Annotated in this window: 23 protein-coding genes and 6 pseudogenes; 13 read left to right on the top strand and 16 right to left on the bottom strand. The window is 41.3% G+C overall.

Annotated features, from left to right (window positions below; all coding sequences use genetic code 11):
• Positions 1 to 3: 3 nt before the first annotated feature.
• From D8S93_RS23455 to D8S93_RS23440, 4 genes and pseudogenes are all read right to left on the bottom strand, one after another.
• Positions 4 to 702: a fimbria/pilus periplasmic chaperone gene (locus D8S93_RS23455; RefSeq protein WP_193621665.1), complete on the bottom strand. Its 699-nt coding sequence runs from the start codon at positions 700 to 702 to the stop codon at positions 4 to 6.
• Positions 683 to 3,022: a fimbria/pilus outer membrane usher protein gene (locus D8S93_RS23450; RefSeq protein WP_152815854.1), complete on the bottom strand. Its 2,340-nt coding sequence runs from the start codon at positions 3,020 to 3,022 to the stop codon at positions 683 to 685. The genes D8S93_RS23455 and D8S93_RS23450 overlap by 20 nt, the downstream gene beginning before the upstream one ends.
• Positions 3,023 to 3,106: 84 nt before the next feature.
• Entirely contained in the window at positions 3,107 to 3,640 is a 534-nt protein-coding gene (locus D8S93_RS23445) for a fimbrial protein (RefSeq protein WP_152815839.1), read from the bottom strand.
• A gap of 182 nt (positions 3,641 to 3,822) precedes the next feature.
• Positions 3,823 to 4,423: pseudogene (locus tag D8S93_RS23440) on the bottom strand (IS5 family transposase); the annotation flags it as partial.
• 204 nt (positions 4,424 to 4,627) lie between these two features.
• Here D8S93_RS23440 and D8S93_RS23435 point away from each other — a divergent pair.
• Positions 4,628 to 5,620 (top strand): sensor domain-containing diguanylate cyclase, encoded by a 993-nt coding sequence (locus D8S93_RS23435; protein ID WP_152815851.1) that lies wholly within the window; start codon positions 4,628 to 4,630, stop codon positions 5,618 to 5,620.
• Between the two features lie 177 nt (positions 5,621 to 5,797).
• Positions 5,798 to 6,583: pseudogene (locus D8S93_RS23430) on the top strand (transposase).
• 53 nt (positions 6,584 to 6,636) lie between these two features.
• Here the strand turns inward: D8S93_RS23430 and D8S93_RS23425 are convergent.
• From D8S93_RS23425 to D8S93_RS23415, 3 genes and pseudogenes are all read right to left on the bottom strand, one after another.
• A pseudogene (locus tag D8S93_RS23425) lies at positions 6,637 to 6,749 on the bottom strand (IS5/IS1182 family transposase); the annotation flags it as partial.
• Between the two features lie 64 nt (positions 6,750 to 6,813).
• Positions 6,814 to 7,743 carry a hypothetical protein gene (locus D8S93_RS23420; RefSeq protein WP_152815848.1) on the bottom strand — a complete coding sequence of 310 codons (930 nt, stop codon included), beginning with the start codon at positions 7,741 to 7,743 and terminating at the stop codon, positions 6,814 to 6,816.
• Positions 7,744 to 8,040: 297 nt separating this feature from the next.
• A pseudogene (locus tag D8S93_RS23415) lies at positions 8,041 to 8,305 on the bottom strand (IS5/IS1182 family transposase); the annotation flags it as partial.
• On the opposite strand from D8S93_RS23415, the pseudogene D8S93_RS23410 reads away from it, so the two are divergent.
• Positions 8,297 to 8,491: pseudogene (locus tag D8S93_RS23410) on the top strand (IS630 family transposase); the annotation flags it as partial. The pseudogenes D8S93_RS23415 and D8S93_RS23410 overlap by 9 nt on opposite strands.
• 165 nt (positions 8,492 to 8,656) lie before the next feature.
• Here the strand turns inward: D8S93_RS23410 and D8S93_RS23405 are convergent.
• The 3 genes from D8S93_RS23405 to D8S93_RS23395 are packed head-to-tail and all read right to left on the bottom strand — an operon-like array spanning position 8,657 to position 10,429.
• On the bottom strand, positions 8,657 to 9,286 hold the full coding sequence (locus tag D8S93_RS23405) for a response regulator transcription factor (protein WP_152815845.1): 630 nt from the start codon (positions 9,284 to 9,286) through the stop codon (positions 8,657 to 8,659).
• Between the two features lie 18 nt (positions 9,287 to 9,304).
• On the bottom strand, positions 9,305 to 9,844 hold the full coding sequence (locus D8S93_RS23400) for a hypothetical protein (protein WP_152815842.1): 540 nt from the start codon (positions 9,842 to 9,844) through the stop codon (positions 9,305 to 9,307).
• 51 nt (positions 9,845 to 9,895) lie between these two features.
• Positions 9,896 to 10,429 carry a fimbrial protein gene (locus D8S93_RS23395; protein ID WP_152815839.1) on the bottom strand — a complete coding sequence of 178 codons (534 nt, stop codon included), beginning with the start codon at positions 10,427 to 10,429 and terminating at the stop codon, positions 9,896 to 9,898.
• A 386-nt stretch (positions 10,430 to 10,815) separates the two neighbouring features.
• Between D8S93_RS23395 and D8S93_RS23390 the strand changes: the two genes are divergently transcribed.
• The 6 genes and pseudogenes from D8S93_RS23390 (at position 10,816) to D8S93_RS23370 (ending at position 15,724) form a co-directional block, all read left to right on the top strand.
• Positions 10,816 to 11,373, top strand: a complete 558-nt coding sequence (locus D8S93_RS23390) for a recombinase family protein (RefSeq protein WP_152815836.1) — start codon at positions 10,816 to 10,818, stop codon at positions 11,371 to 11,373.
• Positions 11,374 to 11,813: 440 nt separating this feature from the next.
• Positions 11,814 to 12,848 (top strand): hypothetical protein, encoded by a 1,035-nt coding sequence (locus tag D8S93_RS23385; protein WP_152815833.1) that lies wholly within the window; start codon positions 11,814 to 11,816, stop codon positions 12,846 to 12,848.
• 827 nt (positions 12,849 to 13,675) lie between these two features.
• The gene (locus D8S93_RS23380) at positions 13,676 to 14,191 is read left to right on the top strand and encodes a ParA family protein (RefSeq protein ID WP_152815830.1); all 516 of its coding nucleotides are present in this window, start codon (positions 13,676 to 13,678) and stop codon (positions 14,189 to 14,191) included.
• Positions 14,188 to 14,562, top strand: coding sequence for a hypothetical protein (locus tag D8S93_RS23375; protein WP_152815827.1), 375 nt, complete (start codon positions 14,188 to 14,190; stop codon positions 14,560 to 14,562). Before D8S93_RS23380 ends, D8S93_RS23375 begins: the two co-directional genes overlap by 4 nt.
• A 145-nt stretch (positions 14,563 to 14,707) precedes the next feature.
• Complete coding sequence (locus D8S93_RS25120; RefSeq protein WP_227484025.1) at positions 14,708 to 14,887, top strand: hypothetical protein; 180 nt, start codon at positions 14,708 to 14,710, stop codon at positions 14,885 to 14,887.
• Positions 14,877 to 15,724 (top strand): annotated as a pseudogene (locus D8S93_RS23370) (Tn3 family transposase). Before D8S93_RS25120 ends, D8S93_RS23370 begins: the two are co-directional and overlap by 11 nt.
• 246 nt (positions 15,725 to 15,970) lie before the next feature.
• On the opposite strand, the gene D8S93_RS23365 reads toward D8S93_RS23370, so the two are convergent.
• The 4 genes from D8S93_RS23365 to D8S93_RS23350 form a co-directional block, all read right to left on the bottom strand.
• Entirely contained in the window at positions 15,971 to 16,291 is a 321-nt protein-coding gene (locus D8S93_RS23365) for a hypothetical protein (RefSeq protein ID WP_152815824.1), read from the bottom strand.
• 54 nt (positions 16,292 to 16,345) lie between these two features.
• On the bottom strand, positions 16,346 to 16,723 hold the full coding sequence (locus D8S93_RS23360; protein WP_152815821.1) for a PAAR domain-containing protein: 378 nt from the start codon (positions 16,721 to 16,723) through the stop codon (positions 16,346 to 16,348).
• 62 nt (positions 16,724 to 16,785) lie between these two features.
• Positions 16,786 to 17,085, bottom strand: a complete 300-nt coding sequence (locus tag D8S93_RS23355; RefSeq protein ID WP_152815818.1) for a type II toxin-antitoxin system RelE/ParE family toxin — start codon at positions 17,083 to 17,085, stop codon at positions 16,786 to 16,788.
• Positions 17,078 to 17,320, bottom strand: a complete 243-nt coding sequence (locus tag D8S93_RS23350; RefSeq protein ID WP_152815815.1) for a type II toxin-antitoxin system ParD family antitoxin — start codon at positions 17,318 to 17,320, stop codon at positions 17,078 to 17,080. The genes D8S93_RS23355 and D8S93_RS23350 overlap by 8 nt, the downstream gene beginning before the upstream one ends.
• A 195-nt stretch (positions 17,321 to 17,515) precedes the next feature.
• On the opposite strand from D8S93_RS23350, the gene D8S93_RS23345 reads away from it, so the two are divergent.
• On the top strand, positions 17,516 to 18,151 hold the full coding sequence (locus D8S93_RS23345) for a recombinase family protein (protein ID WP_152815812.1): 636 nt from the start codon (positions 17,516 to 17,518) through the stop codon (positions 18,149 to 18,151).
• A 108-nt stretch (positions 18,152 to 18,259) separates the two neighbouring features.
• Here D8S93_RS23345 and D8S93_RS23340 read toward each other — a convergent pair whose 3' ends face one another.
• A complete protein-coding gene (locus D8S93_RS23340; RefSeq protein WP_152815809.1) occupies positions 18,260 to 18,913 on the bottom strand; it encodes a hypothetical protein in 654 nt (217 codons plus the stop codon).
• Positions 18,910 to 19,875 (bottom strand): site-specific integrase, encoded by a 966-nt coding sequence (locus tag D8S93_RS23335; protein WP_227484024.1) that lies wholly within the window; start codon positions 19,873 to 19,875, stop codon positions 18,910 to 18,912. Before D8S93_RS23335 ends, D8S93_RS23340 begins: the two co-directional genes overlap by 4 nt.
• 822 nt (positions 19,876 to 20,697) lie before the next feature.
• Here D8S93_RS23335 and D8S93_RS25115 point away from each other — a divergent pair.
• The 3 genes from D8S93_RS25115 to D8S93_RS23320 are packed head-to-tail and all read left to right on the top strand — an operon-like array spanning position 20,698 to position 21,290.
• The gene (locus tag D8S93_RS25115) at positions 20,698 to 20,847 is read left to right on the top strand and encodes a hypothetical protein (RefSeq protein WP_227484026.1); all 150 of its coding nucleotides are present in this window, start codon (positions 20,698 to 20,700) and stop codon (positions 20,845 to 20,847) included.
• Positions 20,804 to 21,001, top strand: coding sequence for a type II toxin-antitoxin system RelE/ParE family toxin (locus D8S93_RS25110; protein ID WP_227484023.1), 198 nt, complete (start codon positions 20,804 to 20,806; stop codon positions 20,999 to 21,001). Before D8S93_RS25115 ends, D8S93_RS25110 begins: the two co-directional genes overlap by 44 nt.
• A 13-nt stretch (positions 21,002 to 21,014) precedes the next feature.
• Positions 21,015 to 21,290 (top strand): helix-turn-helix domain-containing protein, encoded by a 276-nt coding sequence (locus D8S93_RS23320; protein WP_029794903.1) that lies wholly within the window; start codon positions 21,015 to 21,017, stop codon positions 21,288 to 21,290.
• Positions 21,291 to 22,231 lie beyond the last annotated feature (941 nt).

Below are 22,231 nucleotides of genomic sequence, written 5' to 3'. Positions count from 1 at the left end.
ATGTTAGTCCTTAGGCTTTAATGTATACTCATTTACTGCACCATAATCATCCACTGCCGAAATCTTTATGCTTTTTGGTAGAGATTTAAATTGCGGCATATCCACAGTTGAAAACGGTGCGAGTGTTCCGCTCACTAAGTTTAAATCGATTTCAGGCTGTAAAGCTTTGATAGAAAAGTAGTAAGGAGTTGGGTTTTTCAGCTTAACTTTGCCATCGCTTTCATCTAGATAAAAATACAGATTTGCTTCCGCGTCTCTTCGTGATGTTGCAAGCGCTTCTGGCCTGTAAATCATCTTCACCTTTGTGTTTATCGCAATAACAATTTTGTTTGCTGCTGAGGTGTCTGCCTTAGGGATTTCTTGTACATTAAGCCAGAATATAGACTCTCTATCACTAGGCAAGTCATTATTTACCTTAACCATTCTTAAGACTTGCTTCGTTTCTGCCTTGACCTCAAAAAAAGAAGGAATGCTAACAAAAGAGGTTGTATTATCCCCTTCTTCAAAACTGTCAACCCAAGCTTGACCAGCATAATCCGACTTAGCTTGATTATTAACGACCACAGTAGCACCATTTGCTGCCTCTTGATAAATGACACGAGTCCCATTTAATACGAAGGCTGCTGAAGAGCTAAAGCTCACAAATATAGCCATTAGGCTAACTAAAGCCGAATTCTTTACATTAATTACATTGAACTTCATGGATAACATTCTCACCACTTTCTAAGTTAGATAGGTCGATTACACAATGGTCACTTAATAGCTTGCTACTATCGTTTAATACTGTCGCAATAAGAACTCCACTGGTTGTTGTTGTACCAACAATAGCACCTTCTTCATCTTTCATTACAATGCCTGAATCTAGGTAATTTTGATTTTTATCTTTTACTTTTAAGATATAACGCTTGATGTCTAAGTAATCAAAGTTTAGCACATGCACAGAGTTTTCAGTTGGGTACAGACTCTTAGACCCATTGAGGAATTCAGTGTTTAACGGTACTTTACTGGTGTTTAAATACACCTCATTGCTTCTATAGTCAGTAAGCGGTATTAGAGCATTACCAAATACATTGGTATCAGACATACCACGATTAAACGTAATGCCTTTTAAAGAGTCAGCATGTGCGATAGCAATAGTATTAACACGATCCGGTCCCCACGCTAAGCCTGCATTATCTGCAGCGATAAAGCTACCTGATACATTAGCGTAAGCCGCAGTGTTACTTCTTGCGGTAGAAATCCCCATACCTAATCTTGCAACAGAAGTCTTAATGTTTGTACTTGCATTAGCTGTGATTTCACCTTCATTTGCTATCGTACTTGATAGCTGATAAGAAACATTATCATTCGGCCTGATCGACACAGCGGTTGATAAGCTAGCGTTATTGTTATTATCATAAGAGACTGTCGTAGTTGAAAATTGAGGTTGATCCCATAGGTCGAACGGGATATTTACTCCAACAGAAGTCCCGTAATTTTCATCGAACTGGTTCTTTTGATAATAACCTTGAATGCTAATACCGACATTGTTTTGAAATGTTTTTGATAACAAGACACTTGCACCAGATTCAGATGAACGATTATCACGATAGTCCTGTAACCATAAAGATGAAGTCAAGTAACTATCACCTATCTTATGCCTTAAGCTTGCTTCATAACGACTTCTACGTTGATTATTTTGATGGCTGTTTTCGGGTTCAAATTCATGGAAGTCAACATACCCCTCGTCTTGGTACTGATAAGTCAAAAGTTGTAGGTTGGTTGATTCACTGATATCCTTTGCATATTTAAAGGAAAAGCTAAGTCCTTTTTGTGTCTTCTCAAAATTAGGTTGGAATGAGCCTTTGTCATAAGTCGCAGATGATAAGTTAATACTACTTGATATTGCACCAAACTGCCCCATTGGTAGTGCATAACCAAGACCAAAGTTATTATATTTCGAGTGAACTAGTGCATTTGCTGACAAAGTGCCAGCTTCAAATCCGTAATTGAACTCACCGAATCCAAAAAGACCACTTAAGTCTTGCTCCCTTTCTCCCACTGAAACGTTAAACTCTTTATCTCCTTCCTTTAATAAACCAGGAACAAGGGAGACATGGAGTTTTTCATATTTAACGCTACCATCACTGCCCTCGATAATAATATCAACTTCACCATTGTTAGTGATGTTGTAATCATTAATGACATACTCACCTGGCGGTAAAGTTTGAGAGTATAAAACACGCTCGCCTTGCTTAATGGTAACTGTTGAGATCTGGCTTAAAACTCCACTAACAGTAGGGGCGTAAACCCTATAGTGGCTATTTTTCATTGCTCTATTTGATCTTAACGTTGCGCCTCGGAAAGAGAAATCTGGTGTATATTGTGAACGTGTTGTTGTTTTTCCAAGCTCAAGATCTGCCTTTAGCTCTTCTACCGCTGTCGATAAGGTAAACTCTGGAGTATTCAAGCCTTTGCCTGATGTGAGGTCAAAGTTAGATTTTAAAACCCAACGATCATAGTTCAATCGAGCATCAAAATTAGCATATGATGAATGAGAGTTATTTCCTCCCCACCCTTTATTAGTTCGAGCATAGTAATTTAAAACTGCGGCAGTCTCACCGTAATCCCAACTTTCTAGCTGATGTTCTTCATTCAGGTAAACTTGAGGAACACTAACCGATAGAGTCATACTTTGAAGATTAAGGCTTATGCTTGCCGATTCCAATTGAGTGATATTATAACAATCAAATTGACTGTCATATGTGTGATTAATCTTATCTAAGTTAATATTTAAACGAGAAGCAAGGCCTTTAGGCAAACAAAGGTTGTCTTTATCTGTTGGTTGCTGAACAAGAATAGTGTCCCGTCCAAAGTCACGATTGTTAAATTTTACATCAACTAAATATTGCCCACTAGGAACCTTGCCTGAAAGAAGTAATTCAGCAGCCTTTCTATCTTTAACAAAAGAAAGATCGTACTCTGCATGACTTCCCCAAGCAACAATTGATAAGGTTAATACTGTTGTTGTGGTTATTTTCATGGACTTACGAAACACCTATAATAAATTATAAATTATTTAATATAAGGAGGGTATATACCCTCCTTATAGCCTACCAATCTACAATTACTTATAAGCAACAGTAAATGAAGCTGAAGCAACAACAGTACCTGCTACTACAGGATCTGCAGTTTTAACAATTTGAGCTGAGAATGGCAGACGGCCATCAGTAAGAGTAGCAAGAGAGTAAGTTACTGTAGAGTTAACAGTGTTAAATGAAGCACCATCTTTATCCATTAGTTTTACGGCTGCACCTTGTGCAGAACCCGTATTCTGAAGACCGAAAGCATCCCATGCGCCTGTTGCTGGTAGCCAAGTAATATCAACATCTGTCGCGCCAGTAGTAGTACAAGCTTCGCCAGTTGCAGGATCTTTACCTACTAGAGCAAAATCTACAGCGGTAGTTGCATCACCTGTTACATTAGCAACGGTCCAAGTACCTAAATCAACGTTGTTAGTTTGTGCGCCATTTTCTTCTGCAGTGAAATCACAAGTAATATCACTGATTGAGCCGTAAAAGTTTACAGTGCCAGTATTTGCAAAGGCAGCAGAAGATAAAACAGAAGCAAATGCTAGTGTAAGAATGTTGAGCTTTTTCATACTTTTTCCTAATGGTTTGTTTGCATTTTTAATGCAAAGTAATTAAAAGAGTTGGATTCATAGTTAAGACTAGGCGTAATTTACACAAAAGGAGTTCTCATTTTTAAGAAATTTAACCAAATTGAAGCATCATGTTTATTGAAGAGCTATTCAGGTTTCTCGGTCATAGCTAAAACTGGTTGTTAAGCGATCATCATTGTTTCAGGTATAGTTAGCCCTGTAAGCTTATTAAGCACTTTGATCATTGCGTAAGTCTCGCCAACCTGAGCATTGTAATTTCTCAAGCTTAATTTCCCACCTAACAACTGTTTCATACGATACATTGCTGTTTCTGATAGCGAGCGTTTATGGTAGTCATACCGCTTTTTCCACTTCTTGTTGGATCCGTAGAGCTTCTGGCAACCTACTGCTAAGTTGTGAGGATGTCCTCGTTCCCAGAAGGCTGCCCCTTCTCGTGGCGGGATGAGCGGAACAGCTCGCTTGATCCGTATGGCATCATGGCAATTCCTTGTGTCAAGCACCATCGCCTGATATCTCAATGATTTTACGACGTGTCTGCTTAAGCAAGTTGGGAAGTACTTCGGTATCGGTTACGTTAGATAAGCTCAGCTCTGCTGCGACTATTTCGTGGGTGTGTGTATCAACTGCAATATGCAGTTTATGCCAGACTCTGCGCTTCCTATCAGTACCATACTTCTTGACCTTCCATTCGCCCTCATCGTAGAGTGTTTTAGCTCGTTTTCTAATGCATGAATAATGATGGCATGACAACGGTCTTGATGCGTAATAGTGAATATGCCCTGTTTTGCTGCTACTAAACAGATCTATCATCTTCATCTACCGATTTCCTAAACCGTCAGGTAAGGGGTAATCAGCCGAAGGTTTGATATAAGGGGGATGAATAATACTGAATAACTCCTTCGAATCACGCAGCAAAGTCTATAATATATTTTGATTGGTATATTACTTTACAATGAGATAGTTATAATGCAGCCACCGAAAATTCCTGATAATGAAGTTGATCGCCTGCGCGCTTTAAAGCTATTAGAGATCCTAGATTCAGCTAATGAAGAAAGGTTTGATAGGGTTACAAGAATAGCAAAGCGACTATTTAATGTTCCGATATCAGTGTTTAGCTTAGTAGACACGAATAGGCAGTGGTTTAAGTCAAAGCAAGGCGTGGAAGTAAGTGAGACTCCTAGAGAGGTGTCATTTTGTGGTCATGCCATTAATGCTAAAGATGTCTTTTTGGTGCCAGATACATTTAAGGATCCAAGATTTTTTGATAACCCTCTTGTTATAGGTAAACCTAATATTAGATTTTATGCAGGTTACCCCATTAAGGTAAGCAGTAATTTCAATATAGGAGTATTATGCTTGATTGACACTAAGCCGAGAAATTTTGATGAATTAGAGCGTAGATTACTTTGTGACCTAGGGGAAATAATAGAGCAAGAGTTAAATTCGACTCAAATGGCAATGTTAGATCAATTAACAATGCTTTCTAATCGAAGAGGGTTCTATATACTATCTAATCAAGTGTTAAAGGTTTGCAACAGAAAAAAGATTAACACCGCAATTATTGTTTTTGATTTGGACAACTTAAAAGAAGTTAATGATACTTATGGGCACAGCGAGGGTGATGAAATGATTAAACTTTTTTCACTTGAGTTATCGAAAGTATTTGGAGATTATAATATTATTTGCCGGTGGGGAGGGGATGAGTTTGTAGCACTTGTGCCTTATGATGTAAGTGAAGGAAGAATTTCCGTGTTTAATCTATTATCTCGATTTCAACAGAAAGTGGAAAGAAGAAATAATAAACATGATGTTCTTTATAAATTAAAATTTAGCTTCGGTATATGCTTTTCAGATTATAATAGTACATTAAGTATTGAGAATAGAATTATTAAAGCAGATAAAGAAATGTATAGTTCGAAAGCGATAAGGAGATCTCATAGGGTTAAAACTAGGCCATAACGGCGTCGCCTGCAATTGAGTAATTCTTATGCTAAGCTCTGAAGGATCCCCTCATAAATCACCCAGCGCATAACTATATTGGTGAAGTTTCCGTGTAAGCTCTGCCCCTGCATCGAGCGGTTCTAACGTTGTGATTTCGTAGTCTGATCGGCTACATCCATCAATAATAGTAGCCCCATGCCTAAACCTCGTTACAAAACAACTAACTGGGTGAAGTACAACAAAGCCTTAATCAACAGTGGCTCTCTGATCTTTTGGATTGATGAGGAGACGATAGCTGAGTGGAAGCAAAACAAACAAGGCAAGCGTGGTTGACCTCGCCGATTTAGCGACTTAGCCATTACTACCGGACTGATGGTGAAACGCATTTTCTCTATGCCATTGAGAGCGTTACAAGGTTTTCTCTTGGCTAACATCCCGCTTACTTGCCCGCACTACACCAGTATAAGCAGCCGAGCTAAGGAAGTTGAGCTTTCATTTAAAACCAATACAACACCTGGCAATTGATGCCACTGGCCTCAAGGCTTATTGCGAGGGTGATTTATCTAACGTAACCGATGCGGAAGTGCTCCCCAACTTACTCAAGCAGACGCGTCGAAAAATCATTGAAATATCAGGTGATGGTGCTATGACATAAGGAATTGTCATGATGCTATACAGATTAAGCTAGCGGTTGCGCTTATCCCACCAAGAGAAGGGGCTGCATTCTGGTAACAAGGATATTCTCGCAATTTAGCAGTAGGTTGCCAGAAGCTCTACGGCTCCAACAATAAGTGGAAAAAACGGTATGACTACCATAAACGCTCGCTATCAGAAACAGCAATGTATCGTATGAAACAGTTGTTAGGTGGGAAATTAAGCTTGAGAAATTACAATGCTCAGGTTGGCGAGACTTACGCAATGATCAAAGCGCTTAATAAGCTTACAGGGCAAGGTATGCCTAAAACTCAGTATATCGTTTAATAACCGAACAGCTTTGGGCTGCCATGTCTTCCAACCGAATTAAGCAATAAAGCCACTCTCTTTCGATGTGTTCCTAGAGGATGGTTCGTCTTGTGGATAGGTTAGGTTGCAGATACTCAATTTTTGCTCAAAGGGCATCAGGGATTAGGTATTGTTTTGAGTTCATTTACAATATCTTCAATAGGTATTGACTTACTCAGACAACACCTATTGAAGATAGATTCTAAGGCCTATAAATAAGACACGGTAAAAAGAAATGATTTTGAAAACTGTCCTGTAGAAGAGGTTGTACTTGCGCTCGCTCGTACTCTTAAACGATTAAGCATGCTAACATCAGAATAGCGAGTTCCAGCGGTAAGCAGGGTGTCACTGCTATCTAGAAGTTCGATATTAACCCCAGAAAGCGCTATATTATCTCGTTCAGAAAACAACCAGGATGCACCGCTAAGGGCACCATCACAATCAAAAAACAGATTTACATCGGAAGTTTTAACCTCTCCTTTTCGTAAAGTACCCATAGACAGGGTTTCTATTGGTGTAATAGTACAAGTCCTATCTTCTAGGTTAATAGTAAAGTTTCGATAAGGTAGAGGGTTCCATAGTTCGTTAAAAGCAGTAACAGCAGATCCGATTATAAACGGATACGTCCCCGGTGATAATAGGGCAGTGACATCGATGCTAATTTCACTCACATTTATGTCGACCCTGTAATCTTCTCCCAACGAAAGTCCGCCACCTGTAGAGAATACAGAGCTCATATCAATGTCGTCACACGAGATCGATGGCGTAATAAAACTTGATGTACATAGAGTATTCACACCATTCACCCACTCTGCATTCAAAAACTCGTTGCCAGTATTTGGCCCGGTCAAAAGAGTAGCTTTAATAGAGTAGTCGGATAAAGACAGGTTTAGACCTGGGGTTATCGTATCAGTTGTTCGGAAGGGGTTAAAACCTCCAGCGCTGGCAGGCGTGGTAGATATACCTACAGATACCCCTATATTCCTTCCTGGTGTAACCTCTGTGGAAATGGAATAATCAACTGGTGCAAGAGCATTCCCACCAACAGAAATATTAATATCCTCCGCTAAAGAATAGGATGCACCTGTTAATAAAAAAGCAAGTAAGTAGATTCTTTGATGGCATAGTCGATGAAACATATTATGACCCTTATTTTGTATTCCGGTATCTACGAGAACGAAGATTGAGAGTATGAAGCTACGTTGTTGATTAAATTAAGTAAAGGTCGTTATTAGTCTACAGTTCTTACCGATTAGTATCTAATTGGCACTATCCTCCTATAGCTTTGCGAATGGCTTTGACATTCCCAGAGCCTTACCAACTTGGAGCGTTGTCGTACCACTAGTTAGCACCTTATATCAGAGCGATAGCGATAGCCAGAGTCCGTCTCCACTGAGCTCGCGTATCATTCTTAAGAGCACAGATTGCTTCATGCTAGGGTGTCCTTGTTCCCAGAGTGCAGCCCCTTCTCGTGGCGGGATAAGCACAACCGCTAGCTTAATCCGTATCGCATCATGGCAATTCCTTGTGTCATAAGCGCCATCACTTGATATCTCAATGATTTTACGACGCGTCTGCTTGAGTAAGTTGGGGAGCACTTCCGCACCGGCTACGTTAGATAAAATAAACCTTGAGGCCAGTTGCATCAATTGCCAAGTGTTGTATTGCTCCTCTGGTTTTGGCTTTAAATGAAACCTCAACCCAATAGAGCGACTATGGAAAATAATGAATGAGAAGTCGAGGAACAACGTTTACTTCAAAAGGAAACGGGACTTCAAGGCGGCAATAGACCAATTTTTTGCAGTGATTCTTCCAGAGATCGCAGGCTCTTTGACATCTCGAGTTAATGATAATTTTCAGGTTCTCAAGCCTACACCTTCAAGTTAATTCGGTATAGATTTAGTTCCATCGATTTAAGCAACAAAGCCATTTTGTTTGAAATAAATCCCTTTTTGGATCAGGTCTAAGCTTAAGAAAATACAATGTAATCGCTTAACAACCAACCGTGTTAGGTGCTTTTTAAGTTAATCAAATTAGGAAGCAAAGCTTACTCTAGATAAGGCTTTTAACCTGAGCACGAACAATAGCCTGGACTCTACTTTTTACACCTAGCTTTTTAAAAATATTATACATATGGCTTTTTATAGTGTTTTCAGTGACACCTAACTTTGTTGAAACTTCTTTATTTGAAAGTCCATTAGATATAAGTAACAAAAGTTGCCGTTCTTTAGGTGTTAGTAAATTATCTTCTTCAAGATCTTTATATTTACTTTTTCTTAGATGTTCAATATAACGCTGTGAAAAATCACGACTAAACCACAAATTACCACGCAATATTTCTTTAATGCCTTTACAGATCAAGGATGTATCATCGTTACTATAAAACACCCCGGATAAATTATTAAATTCAGCAGCCCTAGCTACGGTTAAATCATCACTGCTGTTAATTAAAGCCAAGGCAGTGTTGCTTGAGTTATATTTTAGTCTGGCTAATAACGATATGATATACTCATGACCTAATGAACAATCCAAAAGAATAATGCTATTTTCCTTAATTGAAAGGAAATCGTGCTCGCTAGTGTTGATAAGTGTTATGCTTAAATTAAGTTTAGACTTAAAAAAGTCAAACAAAAGTGAACCATTAAGTCCCTTGTTAGTAAGAAGATATAAGTCACGGTACATAATAATCCCTATTATAAATTACGTGTATTCTATACTGATTAAAACCCCAGCTTTTGCTACACCAAGCTCAATATCTTCTTTTGGGACCGTTTCAATATGAACTAATTTCACCCGCAATGGAAAGCTTAAAACGCCAAACGGGATTTCATCTGGATTCACAACTTGAGAGAAAAAGTTTGCTCTATGGCTAAAGCCAAATGCCTCGGCCCCAGAAAAGTACCAATCAAGCTCAACACCAACACCATTGAGATTTGTAGACATAGTATTTGCTGAAATGCTAGGAGAAAAACTTAGGGCTTGAAAGTTAGCATAAACGCGAGAAAAGGCTTTTGTATTGTCAGTACAATCCAATGTAAAATCGAAACTAAATGTGTCTGTTTCCCCAAGAAACAAACTTTGTTTATTATAAGATCCTAAGTTTATTGCTTCGTTGGGTAATATTAGCTCACAAGTTATATCTTCTACATTTCCAGTAACTATTAACTCGCTAGTTATCTCCTTTCCTGATAAGAAGAAAGGAAATAAACACAATGTGAAAATTATAAAAAATTTATTCATATATTAATATAAGGAGGGTATATACCCTCCTTATAGTCTACCAATCTACAATTACTTATAAGCAACGGTAAATGAAGCTGAAGCAACAACAGTACCTGCTACTACAGGATCTGCAGTTTTAACAATTTGAGCTGAGAATGGCAGACGGCCATCAGTAAGAGTAGCAAGAGAGTAAGTTACTGTAGAGTTAACAGTGTTAAATGAAGCACCATCTTTATCCATTAGTTTTACGGCTGCACCTTGTGCAGAACCCGTATTCTGAAGACCGAAAGCATCCCATGCGCCTGTTGCTGGTAGCCAAGTAATATCAACATCTGTCGCGCCAGTAGTAGTACAAGCTTCGCCAGTTGCAGGATCTTTACCTACTAGAGCAAAATCTACAGCGGTAGTTGCATCACCTGTTACATTAGCAACGGTCCAAGTACCTAAATCAACGTTGTTAGTTTGTGCGCCATTTTCTTCTGCAGTGAAATCACAAGTAATATCACTGATTGAGCCGTAAAAATTTACAGTGCCAGTATTTGCAAAGGCAGCAGAAGATAAAACAGAAGCAAATGCTAGTGTAAGAATGTTGAGCTTTTTCATACTTTATTCCTAATTGGTGGTTTTGTCTCATTTAAACTAAATTCATGCTAAATAGTTAAATGACTGAGGTTGTAAATTAATCTTAGGCGTAATTTACACAAAAGCCTTTCTCATTTTTAAGAAAGTGTCGCAAAGAAATTTTTTCAATAAGTGTTGCCTGAGTTGTGCCCGAATTTAGCTGTGAGGTGTATCCATATATTGCGCAATTTTTTCAGAGAACCAAACAGTCAGCAATTTCCTAGATACTGAAAATTTAACAAACTCGCAACTGTATGAAATATTATAATTTATCGGGCACCATAAAACAGATACTTATGAGTGTCTATTTAATCGAAAAAACGAGATAGTAGACATGCATTATCCACTATTCGATATAGGAGACGATTTTGAGATTATTTGGGTATGCTCGTGTATCGACCAGTCAACAATCCCTCGATATTCAGCTCAAGGCACTAAAAAGTGCTGGCGTGAAGCCGAGCCGAATTTTTAGCTACAAAGCGTCCGGCAGCAACAATGAGAGAAAAGGACTCGAATTACTTCAGATGAAAGTGGAAGAAGGTGATGCTCTCTTGGGCAAGAAGCTGGAGCGACTAGGCCGTGATACCGCAGAGATGATCAGCCTCATCAAACTATTTGATGAAATGGGTGTTACCATCAAGTTTCTGGATGATGGGATCAGCACTGAAGGCGAAATGGGAAAGATGGTGGTCACTATCTTATCTGCAGTTGCCCAAGCAGACCGCCACCGGATACTAGAACGAACCAATGAAGGGCGAATAGAAGCAAAATTGAAAGGGATTAAGTTTGGACGTAAACGAACAGTGGATAGAAAGCGGCTCAACGAATTGTATGCTCAAGGTGTAGGAGCGACTGACATTGCGCGACAGCTGGGGATTGCACGCTCGACAGTATATAAAGTGTTAAATGAGACTAACCACGATTAAGTCTTTCCTTAATAAACTTAAATCTAGAATAAGAATGCACTGAAAGAAACGATAATCAATAAGTCAATGACGATAGTACAAAAGTTCTCTAGGGCATTAAACCGTGTGTTCGATGTTCATGGCGATATTATCGGAAGTTTGGTAATGGTCGAATTTGCTAGTTCTGAAGGGTTTATTAGGACGAAAGATCCTGATAAGTGTTTAAGAAAAAGTACAAAATGTCACAACATGGCGTTGTGAGATTGATCGAATGGGGTTGTGTAGCTATGATAGACCCCAGATACAAGAAAGGGAGGCCGCCACAGCCTCCCTTCCCGGATAAGACCGAAGTCTTATCAATTAATTCGTTGCTCAACACATCGCCAAACGTGAAGAACTGAATCAGCCAAATTCAATTCTATGGGTAACGAGCCTAATTATCAAGCTTTAAGGTTCTTGAAATGGAATTGAATGTTTCTGCGGCTGTACCCACATGCAAAATTGAAGTAACACACGGACCTTGGCGCAGACATATGCCAAGGTTTGACATACCTATGGTTAACCATCCAACAGCTAAACGCTTGGATGCCCTCTTATCTGGCCATAACTGGAACCGTAATCGGTTTATCCGCAAATTGCGGAAAGAAGGCGCAACTCTTAAACGTCGCAAATTGGCCGACGGTACATGGAAAACCAAATATATAGCCCCACGCAGAGCATCTATCCGCCTGGAGCGTGAACAAACGCTTGATGCACTAGCTCGCGCAATGATTTACCGCGCAGATTATGATCCGGATGCACCTTACTTATTTGAAGTTAAGGCTAGCGTGGAAGAACTTGCGCGAATGATTGGCCAGCTTCACGAATATGAAGCCGGCTATGATGGCGAAAACGGTCAGTATCGCCATGGCCGTAAAGCTTGTGATCCGGTTCATGGTGCTGTTGATGACTTTGAAGCGGCCGACATGATTGTTGTTGTGCGTGAGTTTGACCAGGAAAGCAAGACCAACAAAGCGAAACGTATTTTCTTTAAGCCTAACTTTTTTAAAGGCTTTGGCTTAACAATGGAAGATACCAGATCTATGTTAAGTCAAGCGCGAAAATGGCAAGAAAAAAATGGCTTCATTAAAACAGCCAAGCAGAAACGCCAGGCTGAGGTGTTGCGCCTGGCTGAATCTGATCGTATAGCATCGCTGGATCGTCCATCATTACGTAACTTGTTGGTCCGTTTAAAGCGTGAGTTTACCGGAGAAAACAAGCACACTAAGCGTGTTATGGATGCACATCATCGTTTAAAAGAAGCGAATAAGCACGTTAGTGAACAACGCAAGCAACCACAGCTTAGTGATACTGAAATCCGCCTAAGGCGGCTACAGACGCAATTACCGCCTGTATACGTGTACCAGGCGAAGAGCGAGATCAAAGCTAAGCATGGTTTAACGTCAGGCGCTGAGTTTGACAAATTACTGTTAGCTATCCTAGAACCCCGAACGTAATCCCTCCTTTTATTTGAATCCGCTATATTACGGAGGCTTTGCTACATTCAATGTTTATTGTTGTTTAAAAAATAAACAACAATAATCCGATTGATCCTGTTTCTCGTCTTACTTTCTCCTTTTATTACCCTTTGCTTCATACTGTTGCTTCCTAAATGGAAAATAACCTCGAAAGTAATCTCTGAACTAGCCGCTTCTCTAAAGAGAAGGATATAAGCCCGCCATAAGGCGAGGCTTATTATCTCTTTCGCTTTGCTACAGATATAAAAGTACATCCCATTAAATTGCTATTTAAGCCCTTTATTAACCAATAAGAACAAAGTTAAGCAATTTAACGGGCCCCACAACTGCAGCATTAAGTTATTACAAACTATTTCGCTTCTCGCTGTAGCTGGCAGCGTTGAACATTTCTTTTGTCATCCGACCGTCATCCTTTCGAGAATTACGATTATCCTGTGGAACCAACACTTAACCTTTAGTGTTTAATTCAACCTAATCACCTAGCCTTCTTTCGCTTCGCGATGTCTAGCAGGATGGTAAGGCAAGATTTAACAATCTCCTGTGTAACTAACCGCGCCGATATAGTCTCGTGCTCTATTGAGCTACATCGAACGGCTTGGTGCCTCGCTTGCGCAAGCGCATCGCTTATCCCTGCGGGGCTTCTTGTTACGTGACGACTTTGCAGTGAAACGAAGGTGAAATTGAAATCGAGCTAGTAAAGGTGTGACGAGTCACGCTGAGAGTATGTTTAATAAAGTTGTAATTGACGGGAACAAAAAGATACATACAATTAGTAATTACAAATTGCATGTACTAATGGTGAGCTAATGCATATTATCTTTTTCAATACTAAAGGTGGAGTTTCCAAATCTACGCTTTGTGAATTTAGCTCTTTGGAGCTGCAACGACTGGGATACAGCGTCCATGTCGATAATACCGACCAACAGGAACACGTAACGCTAATAGAGAACGAACAAGCAGATTTTTTCCTTTACGATACTGCGGGGGCATTTACTGCGGCCAATGTGGATTTGTTAAAAGCTGCTGCTGATGTGAAATCACTAATTGTGATCCCGATGAACACGGGAGTGAATGATCTTAAAGAGCTGGACTTCATTCTGGCTCGTTTAGATGAATTTGGGGTTAAAGATAAATCACAAATAGTGTTCACCAAAACACGTCAGAACAGCAAAGCGCTACAAGCTAGAAAAGCCACCGTTCTAGAGCGTGGTTTAACTCCGATCAAATGGGTTATGCCTATGCTTGAAGATTTTAGTGAGCAGCGTGATACATCGAGAACGAGAAACGAAATTAGCGCGTTTTTACATGAGGTGATCTTATGAGCCTTATTAAAAAGAAAACTGAAAAGTCGACCGAACGTGAAGCGCTATCATCGTCTCGTGAAATTCGCGCTCAGCTCGAAGCTGAAACCAAGCAGAAAACTCAAGCTATTCAAAAAAAGCATCGAGAGAAGTATTTGGCAGATTGGAAAGCAGAAAAGTCCAAGATTGATGGGATGAGTCCTGGCGAACTCGAGGCGTATCTTGAATCAAGTGAAGGTAATGCCTTTGATCCTCGCGTTGGCCTTCATTCTATGAAAGTCAATCCGCATGAACATGCTGTGATAAAGCTCGCGATGGAAATTACTGGTGCACGCTCTAGCCGTGAGCTTTTTGTGAATCACTGCAAATATGTAATTAATAATAGTAAATAATAATTGTAAGTATTAATTGTAAGTGCTATTGCTAATCCGGATAGAAAACATGATGTTTAGATACAAAATCGCCGCTGGAAAACGCCTCTCGACAACCCCGTATACAGCCAAGTTCAGCATATGGGGATCATTGACATCATAAACTATGTCAACCGAAAGACCGGGTATCTTGGCCTCTCATCGAGAAAAAGAAATACTGAAGCGAGAAGTCACGATCTTATTGCCTGTATCTTTGGGAACGGAGCAAACTACGGCCTGCACTGCCTTGCCTCTTCATCAGACAGAAGTATCGGTATACTGCGAGCTGCCAATGACTGATTTCTAATGCCCTCGCCAGACTTCCCATTTTCCGCCATTACACCATCAATGAATCTGCCCCGTTTGGCAGTATTGATGGGCAGAAGCATGCGTGCTGTATTAATACATTCAAAACCAGGTGCTCAGCAAAATATTTCCGTAAAGGAAAAGGGGTTTCGGCCATGACGTTGGTGTCAAATCATGTACCTTTGAATACGACGGTAATATCGGCCAATGAATACGAAGGGCACTACGCATTCGACCTACTGTACAACAACAGCAGTGACATCCAGCCCAAGTCTCTGGCTACCGACAATCACGGTGCCAATAATGTGAACTTCGCTGTTCTGGATATTTTCGGTTACCAGTTTTCGCCCCGATATGCCAAGTTCAAGCATGTTTTTGAAAACCTGTTTGAGGTAAACATAGATGGGGATCTTGATATCAAGCTTAAAAAGCCCATTCGAGTAAAACTCATTAAGGAGGAGTGGGGCCGAATCCAACATATCATCTGCTCTCTGAGCCGAAAATCAACGGAACAACACGTCATCATCCGCAAGCTGTCAAACAGTAAACGCGGTAGCCGGACGCTCGCCGCGCTTCGAGAATATGACCGCTTGATTAAGTGCCTTTACATGCTGACTATATCGACAGAAAAGATTTGAGGCAGTTTGTTCAGCTGGCACTGAACAGGGGGGAAGCCTACTATCAGCTTCGCCGTGCAATAGGTAACCTCAACGGGGAGCAGTTGCGGGGTGGAAGTGACTTCCAGATTGCGCAATGGAATGATTGTGCCCGCCTGATTACCAACTGCATCATCTACTACAATTCAGCATTGCTATCCGGCCTTGTAGAGCGATTCTAGAAGCAAAAAAATGACGAGGCAATCGAGTTACTATCGAATATCTCTCCAGTCGCTTGGGGCATATTCAATTGACGGGACACTATGTTTTCGAAGAAAGAGAAGACATGCTGAACCTGGAAAGTATGCTCGAAAGTGTTCACCCATTATCATCAGACGTGGAGTTAGATAGCAATTCTTCTGTGGCCTAATTCAGCCATAAAATGAAGAACGAACTTTTCGGGGACATGTGCGCGATACCTCAAGTCGTCACAACATCTTTCCATTCGGGCCATAGTTGATCATGATTTGCTCAAGAGTGGTATCGGTGGCTTCGACCCAAGCTTGTTTGGTCTGTTTCCAGCCTTCGGTTTGTAAGTAATCAAAGCTCTCAGAAAGCGTTAATAACATCACATAGTGATTGTTCGCTTGCATTAAGTCTCTAACTTGCTGATCTGGAAAAATTCGCGTGTTTTTGTAGATAGGATAAGTAGGTTCAGTTTGTGACTGGGGATAATTTCCTGTCAGATACGGTGGGAGAGAAGAAGAGGTATTCGCTAATGAGTTTTCTGGGTGACTTGCAGAAGTCACACTCGGCTGCATAGCTGAATTAACACTCTGCTTAGCGACTATCGCCGAAGAGACTTATGGCATAGCCATTCCTGCGCCACCCATATTGATGTTGACTCCATTACCCATATTTACGCCACCGCTCATGTTGAGTGACGTTGCCATCGAGGTGCTCAAAGCAACTTGATGACTGCTGGGCAATAGAAAACAACTGCCGCAACCGGTATCAACAAAATCGCCTACCCGTGCAACATCCTGACCATTTAGGTTCGCGTTTCGAGGAGTCTTCTTGATAATGGGACCTTGACCTCGACAGCTTTTACTACCACATGTACAGGTAGCCATATCTCCAATTAACGCAAGAGCTTTTCCATTAATCTTGACTCTACCACTTCCTGAAATAACTTTACCCCCAGTAGTCGTCGGACTATCTATGGTTATAACATCATTCATCTTTTTAATATTCCTGCCTAATTTATCGACGTTGTTCTAACTTTATCTAATGATTTGTAGTTTTAATAAATGTCTGGATGGAAATGCCGTAATGGTTCCATTTGCTGATGAAGAATACGGATTATGTAAACACCATGAGGCTGTGGGCGATAAAAAATAGCATGTTTATGGTGATCGTGGCGGCGAAGCCCTTCGGCAATTTCTGGGCACTCGTAACCCATCAAAGGTTGTTCTGAAAGCGTTAGCAAAACGTCATTCATACTATCTGTATAAGCATCCGCTAGCTCTATGCCAAAGTTCAACAGAGTGTATTCAAAGATATGCTCAAAGTCTTCTGCGGCGAGGTTGGAAAGCTTATACATTGTGTTTCTGCTTTACTTTAGCCGCAATGTCATGAAGTGATAATGAGCATTGACCACTCTGCTCTCCTGCCTCAATCGCCATTTTTAGAGCCGTGGTTTGTTTCTCTTGCCTTTCGAGTAGCCGCAATGCAGAACGAACGACTTCGCTTGTTGAGCCATAGCGACCAGTCGCTATGAGTTGGCCGACAAAATCATCTAGCTGAGATCCAATCGTAACACTAGTTGTGCGTGACATATTTCCACCTACATGTGTGAATAATTAACACACTAATAATAAGTGAACTAAAATTCAAAATCAAATCACGATCTTTATATGACAATGAACTATACCCCATGATCACAGATTAAAAGTGGCAGTTTTAATATATTTGTCATAACCTATATAGCACACCACGTTAGATCATTACTTAAATGTCACTTAGGGCAGATTATGTACATCTTTGGCTATCTTAGAGCATCAACTAGCGATCAAAACGCGAAGCGAGCACAGAGCACCTTACAGAAGTTTGTACAGGATAAAGGATTCCGCATAGCCGGATGGTACATAGAAAATGAATCAGGGGCTTCGCTGCAAAGACCTGAACTTCTTCGTTTGCTTGATGATGCCGCGAAAGGCGATGCAATCATCATTGAACAGATAGACAGGCTTTCTCGTCTGGATGAGAAAAGCTGGTTCACATTAAAAGGAATGCTGCATGAAAAAGAACTCAAAGTGATTAGCTTAGATTTGCCAACCAGTCATATCGCATTCTCTCCCCAAATCACCGATGAATTTACCGGATCGATGATCAAAGCTATAAATAGCATGATGATGGATATGCTAGCTGCTATCGCGAGAAAAGATTACCAAGATCGCCGCCGCCGTCAGGCTGAAGGAATAAAGAAAGCCAAAGAGGAAGGAAAATACAGAGGGCGGCAAGCTGACTCAGATCTACACGAAAAAATCTATCAGCTACGAGTTATCAACAAGCTGAGTATTAGTGATACCGCAAAACTTACCAACGTTTCGGATCGTACAGTAATTCGCGTTGCTAAGAAGTTGGCAGGTGAGCGTTCAGCGGGGTAAGAAGCTTAGCGTACGTTTTCGTTCCATTGGGCTTCAGACCCCTTTAAAGAGCGTAGAGATCATCTTGGATCCCCCTCTTTACCCAGAGAGAGACCATCAGCTAAAAACTTATGAGCTTGTTTTATTTAACTTTCTTCTTCTACGTTCAGCTGTAGCCGCGGCATTCTTCTTTCTTTTCTCTGTGATCGCCAGCTGCTTGTGTAACTCTGCCGTTTCTTGATTGGCAGTCGTGATCGCTTGTTGAGCTTGCCATCGGATAGCCTCGATTTTTTGCTGCAAACTGCTCTCCAACTCTTGGGCCTTAGCCTCTCGATATTGGGCTTGTTGTTCTGCTTGTTCGGCTCTGTCCATCTGCTCTTGAACTTCAGAGCGAGCGTATTTCAATGCTCTTTTCTCTGCGGTCGAAATGCGTTCTTTGGCTTGTTTTTGGGCTTCTGCTGCTTTCTGTTTGGCCGCCTTTAACTCTTGGCTAGAGAGGCGACCAAAGAGATAAATGCTCATTGGAAGAAGTAACACGCAAAGTAAGCCTAAACTTGCTGCGGCTGGCCATAGCTGAACAAAGATATTCCAACCGTCCACTTTGCTATAGAACGGGGCAAATTGAGCAGAGTCTGTTTTCCCGTTCCAGAATTGCCAGCCCTCTTGTATTTGGTCGGTTGTATGACCGATTTCAATCAAGGATAACCCGCTGACATATTGATGCGTATGATCACCTAAATACAACAGACCAATGATCAAGGCGACAAATAAGATCCATCTCATCGCAGATATACCTCTGTAATCTCTGGGCGAAAATGCCCCATTTCTTGGCTAACGGTTTCTAATGCAAGCTCTCTGGAAAGCCCTGAGCTTTGTAGTTCATGCATTCGCTCTTGGGCATAGCTGTGTCGTAGACCATGCGCTCCCTCAGACCATCCTAGACATCGATTTGCAGCTGCAGAGAATGAATTGCTCCAGGGCTGACCGGCTCCTATGGCGTAATGGCTGGTATAGTGAACACCTCTATCGGTGGTGTGTTGTGGTGTTTCGTGACGTAGGGCCTCTAATTTCTGGCTTAAACCATGAGGAACGAGAACGTCACGCACCAAACCGCCTTTTCCCTCTACGGTGTAAAGGTTTCCGTCTCGACCGCTCCACTTACTCTCTAGGGTAGGGCGCTCATCGGGCAAGCGTTCTTCTCTAGGACGCAATGTCAGTAACTCGTGCGCTCTGAGTCCGCAAGCGTGTGCCAGCTGGGTGGCAAGGCTGTGCTTTTCACTTTGGTGCTGAGATACAAGGCTTACTTGATCTGGTGTGTAAGCCCGAGAGCTTAGAGCTTGAGTTTGTTCTGATTTGATCACCGGCAGAGGGGTAGATGTTTCGAGGTGGCCTGTGACGTGGTGCATCATGCATTGTATTGCTTGACGCTCCATATCGAGAGCCTTTTGTCCCACTTGTTCACCACGCTGCTCTAAGTAAAGAATTGCTTGTGTGGGAGTTAAACCTCTTAGTCCGCCATCGATGCGCTGCTCTTTAGCATATTCAGCAACACGAGTTAGAGCTTGTTCATAGTTACGAACAGTGCCAACCGATGCGAGAGATTGCCCTTGAACGACTTTCATGACACTGGCCGCTTGTGTTGCGGGGCTGGCAAATTTACCCATCTTGCTGCTCCAACCATCGGGCGACGGTGGAATGAACAACCTTGATACGCCTTTTTCTAAGCCAGCGTTGAAGCTCTGCAATACTACAACCTTCACGGCGCAAGGCGAGAAGTTCACCTTTGTATTGGTCTAGTCGTGACTTTCTGCGGCTATATGATCGTTTTCGTATTATGCGGGTTTGCTGTCTGAGTGATTCCGCTTCTTGGTGTGCATCAAACACAAACCACCTCCATTGTGCTGTAAGAACTACTGACTCTCATCGAGTTCAGCGACAACTGAATGCCTATTCGCCACTGTTTAAGCATTAACGCTGCTTAGGTCTGACCGCTCTCACCTGTATATCGAACCATGGTATTGACTAGACTGGTTAGTTCTAGAGCCTTATATTGCTAGGCTATTCGTTTCAATATCGCATTGAAAAAGCGTTATCGTGACGTGATAAATTCGACTCTTTTCGCTGTGGAGTGTCAGTTATCCAAATGTGGATCTCTGTTTTAACTGGCAGGTTCCAGATACTCAAGTTTTCTTCTTGAGTCTCGGTTTTTATGAGAAACCGGCATGCCCTTTTGGGAAAAACTCTAACGACTTCAAAGCGGTCGTTAATCGCATACTTACACTTAGAGTGTAACAATCGGCTATTTTGTCAGCAATATGTTTATTAAAATGTGCGTTAAATGAGCTTAAGCCATAGCCCCCGCTATGTATCGACGATTTCAAGAGTCGTACATAGCGGGGGCTATACTCCCGAAATTTACGAAATGAGAGATGGCTCTCTCGACTCTGATCGCGCTGCTCAGCGCGGGAGTGTCGCGGGAGTGTGATATTTGTGACGTATGGTTTGAACTTCGTGCAAGTGGTGGTAATGTGACCTATCATATATGATAATAAGAACGGTAAAGACGAATGGCTTGGACAGTGGATTTTCATAGCGGTGTTGAAGATGAGATCCTATCAATGCCGCCAAAAATCCAAGCGCGAATGATTAAGCTCCTGGAGCTGATTGAAATGCATGGGGCTAATCTGGGGCCGCCACATACGGAATCGATGTGGTGATGGCCTGTTTGAGATCAGAGCCAAAGCACAAGAGGGGATCGGTCGAGGCTTGTTTTGTTATCTAAAAGGTCAGCATGTTTACGTGCTTAGAGCTTTTGTGAAGAAGTCGAATAAGACTCCAAAGAAAGAGATCGAATGGCTCGAGAGAGAATGAAAGAGGTGAAACGATGAGTTTATCAGCACTGAAACAGAAAGCCTTTGAAAACCCAGAGGTGAAAGCAGCGTATGACGAGCTGGGCGATGAGTTTGAACTGATTAGCACGCTGATCACCATGCGAGAAAAGTCAGGTCTGACTCAGGACGAGGTGGCCAAGAAGATGGGAACGCGAGCGCCGAATATTTCGCGCCTGGAGTCTGGTCGAGCAAACCCAAGCCTTAAAACCCTAGTCAGCTATGCTCATGCTTGTGGTTTCAAACTCGATCTAGGGTTTAAACACGCTTAAGCGATGTCTAGATAGAAAACTATGAAAACGCCCTTTTAGGGGCTTTTTATGTCTATCGTATAGTCGTTCATTTGGGCTATTTGATGCACGAAAAGTGTCGCAAAGTTTCAGCGGATAAAGACCGTGATAGTGCATCAAAGAGTGATGAAAACACGCCTTAACGAAAGGATTGAGAGCAAAAGCGTTATTTTTGATAGCAAAAGTAGTCATTTACCATAATATAGATAAATTGAAGGAAATGATAACTTGTTGTTTTAAAAAGTTTTTAAATGTCACATAGCTCCACAAGTTAGAAATGTCATACAGTTATGTGACTACTTCCTCTTTCATTGAATTTAAAACTGTTAAGTTCAGACTGACTTGTCGATGTTGTTCTTGCCGCCTAGGTGAATTAGACCTGCGCTCTCTCTACCCCTCATTCTCCATCTGTTCTTGCTAAAGCCTCGCTAGTTTTAATACTTCACTTAATCGCTTATTCTCTACAACCTCCCCCTGACGAATGACTTCTAAATTGTCAAATGCCTTAAAATCCACAATTATCCTTGCAATGATGGAGGAGACCATATACACGCCCTAAATATTAAATGTCTATGCTGCCGTATGGATAGTCATAAATCATCAAGTTCTTGTCTGAGAGCGATTCGTTCCCTGGTTTATTGGCGAGTAAATACCTAACTTGGTCGGCCTTGTTGCGTAATAGTGAATGTGCTTTGTTTTGGCACTACTAAACAGAACAATTATCTCCATCTACCGATTTACCAAATCGTCAGGTAAGGGATGATGGGATGATTAGCCTAAAGTTTGATAAAAAAAAGGGGGGGGGGGGGAAGAATAGTGAATAAGTCCTTTACGTAACAAAGCCAGCTTCTGACTTAATTCCATTGAGTTAAGCATTAAAGTCCTTTCTGTATAAAAGATGAGACTGAGAGAGACGTATGCCT

Origin of the sequence: Vibrio sp. VGrn 2 (assembly GCF_009361695.1) — a bacterium.
Taxonomy (GTDB): Bacteria; Pseudomonadota; Gammaproteobacteria; order Enterobacterales; family Vibrionaceae; genus Vibrio; species Vibrio diabolicus.
The sequence above is the reverse complement of the archived record's forward strand: the minus strand, read 5'-3'. Positions and strand labels throughout refer to the sequence as shown.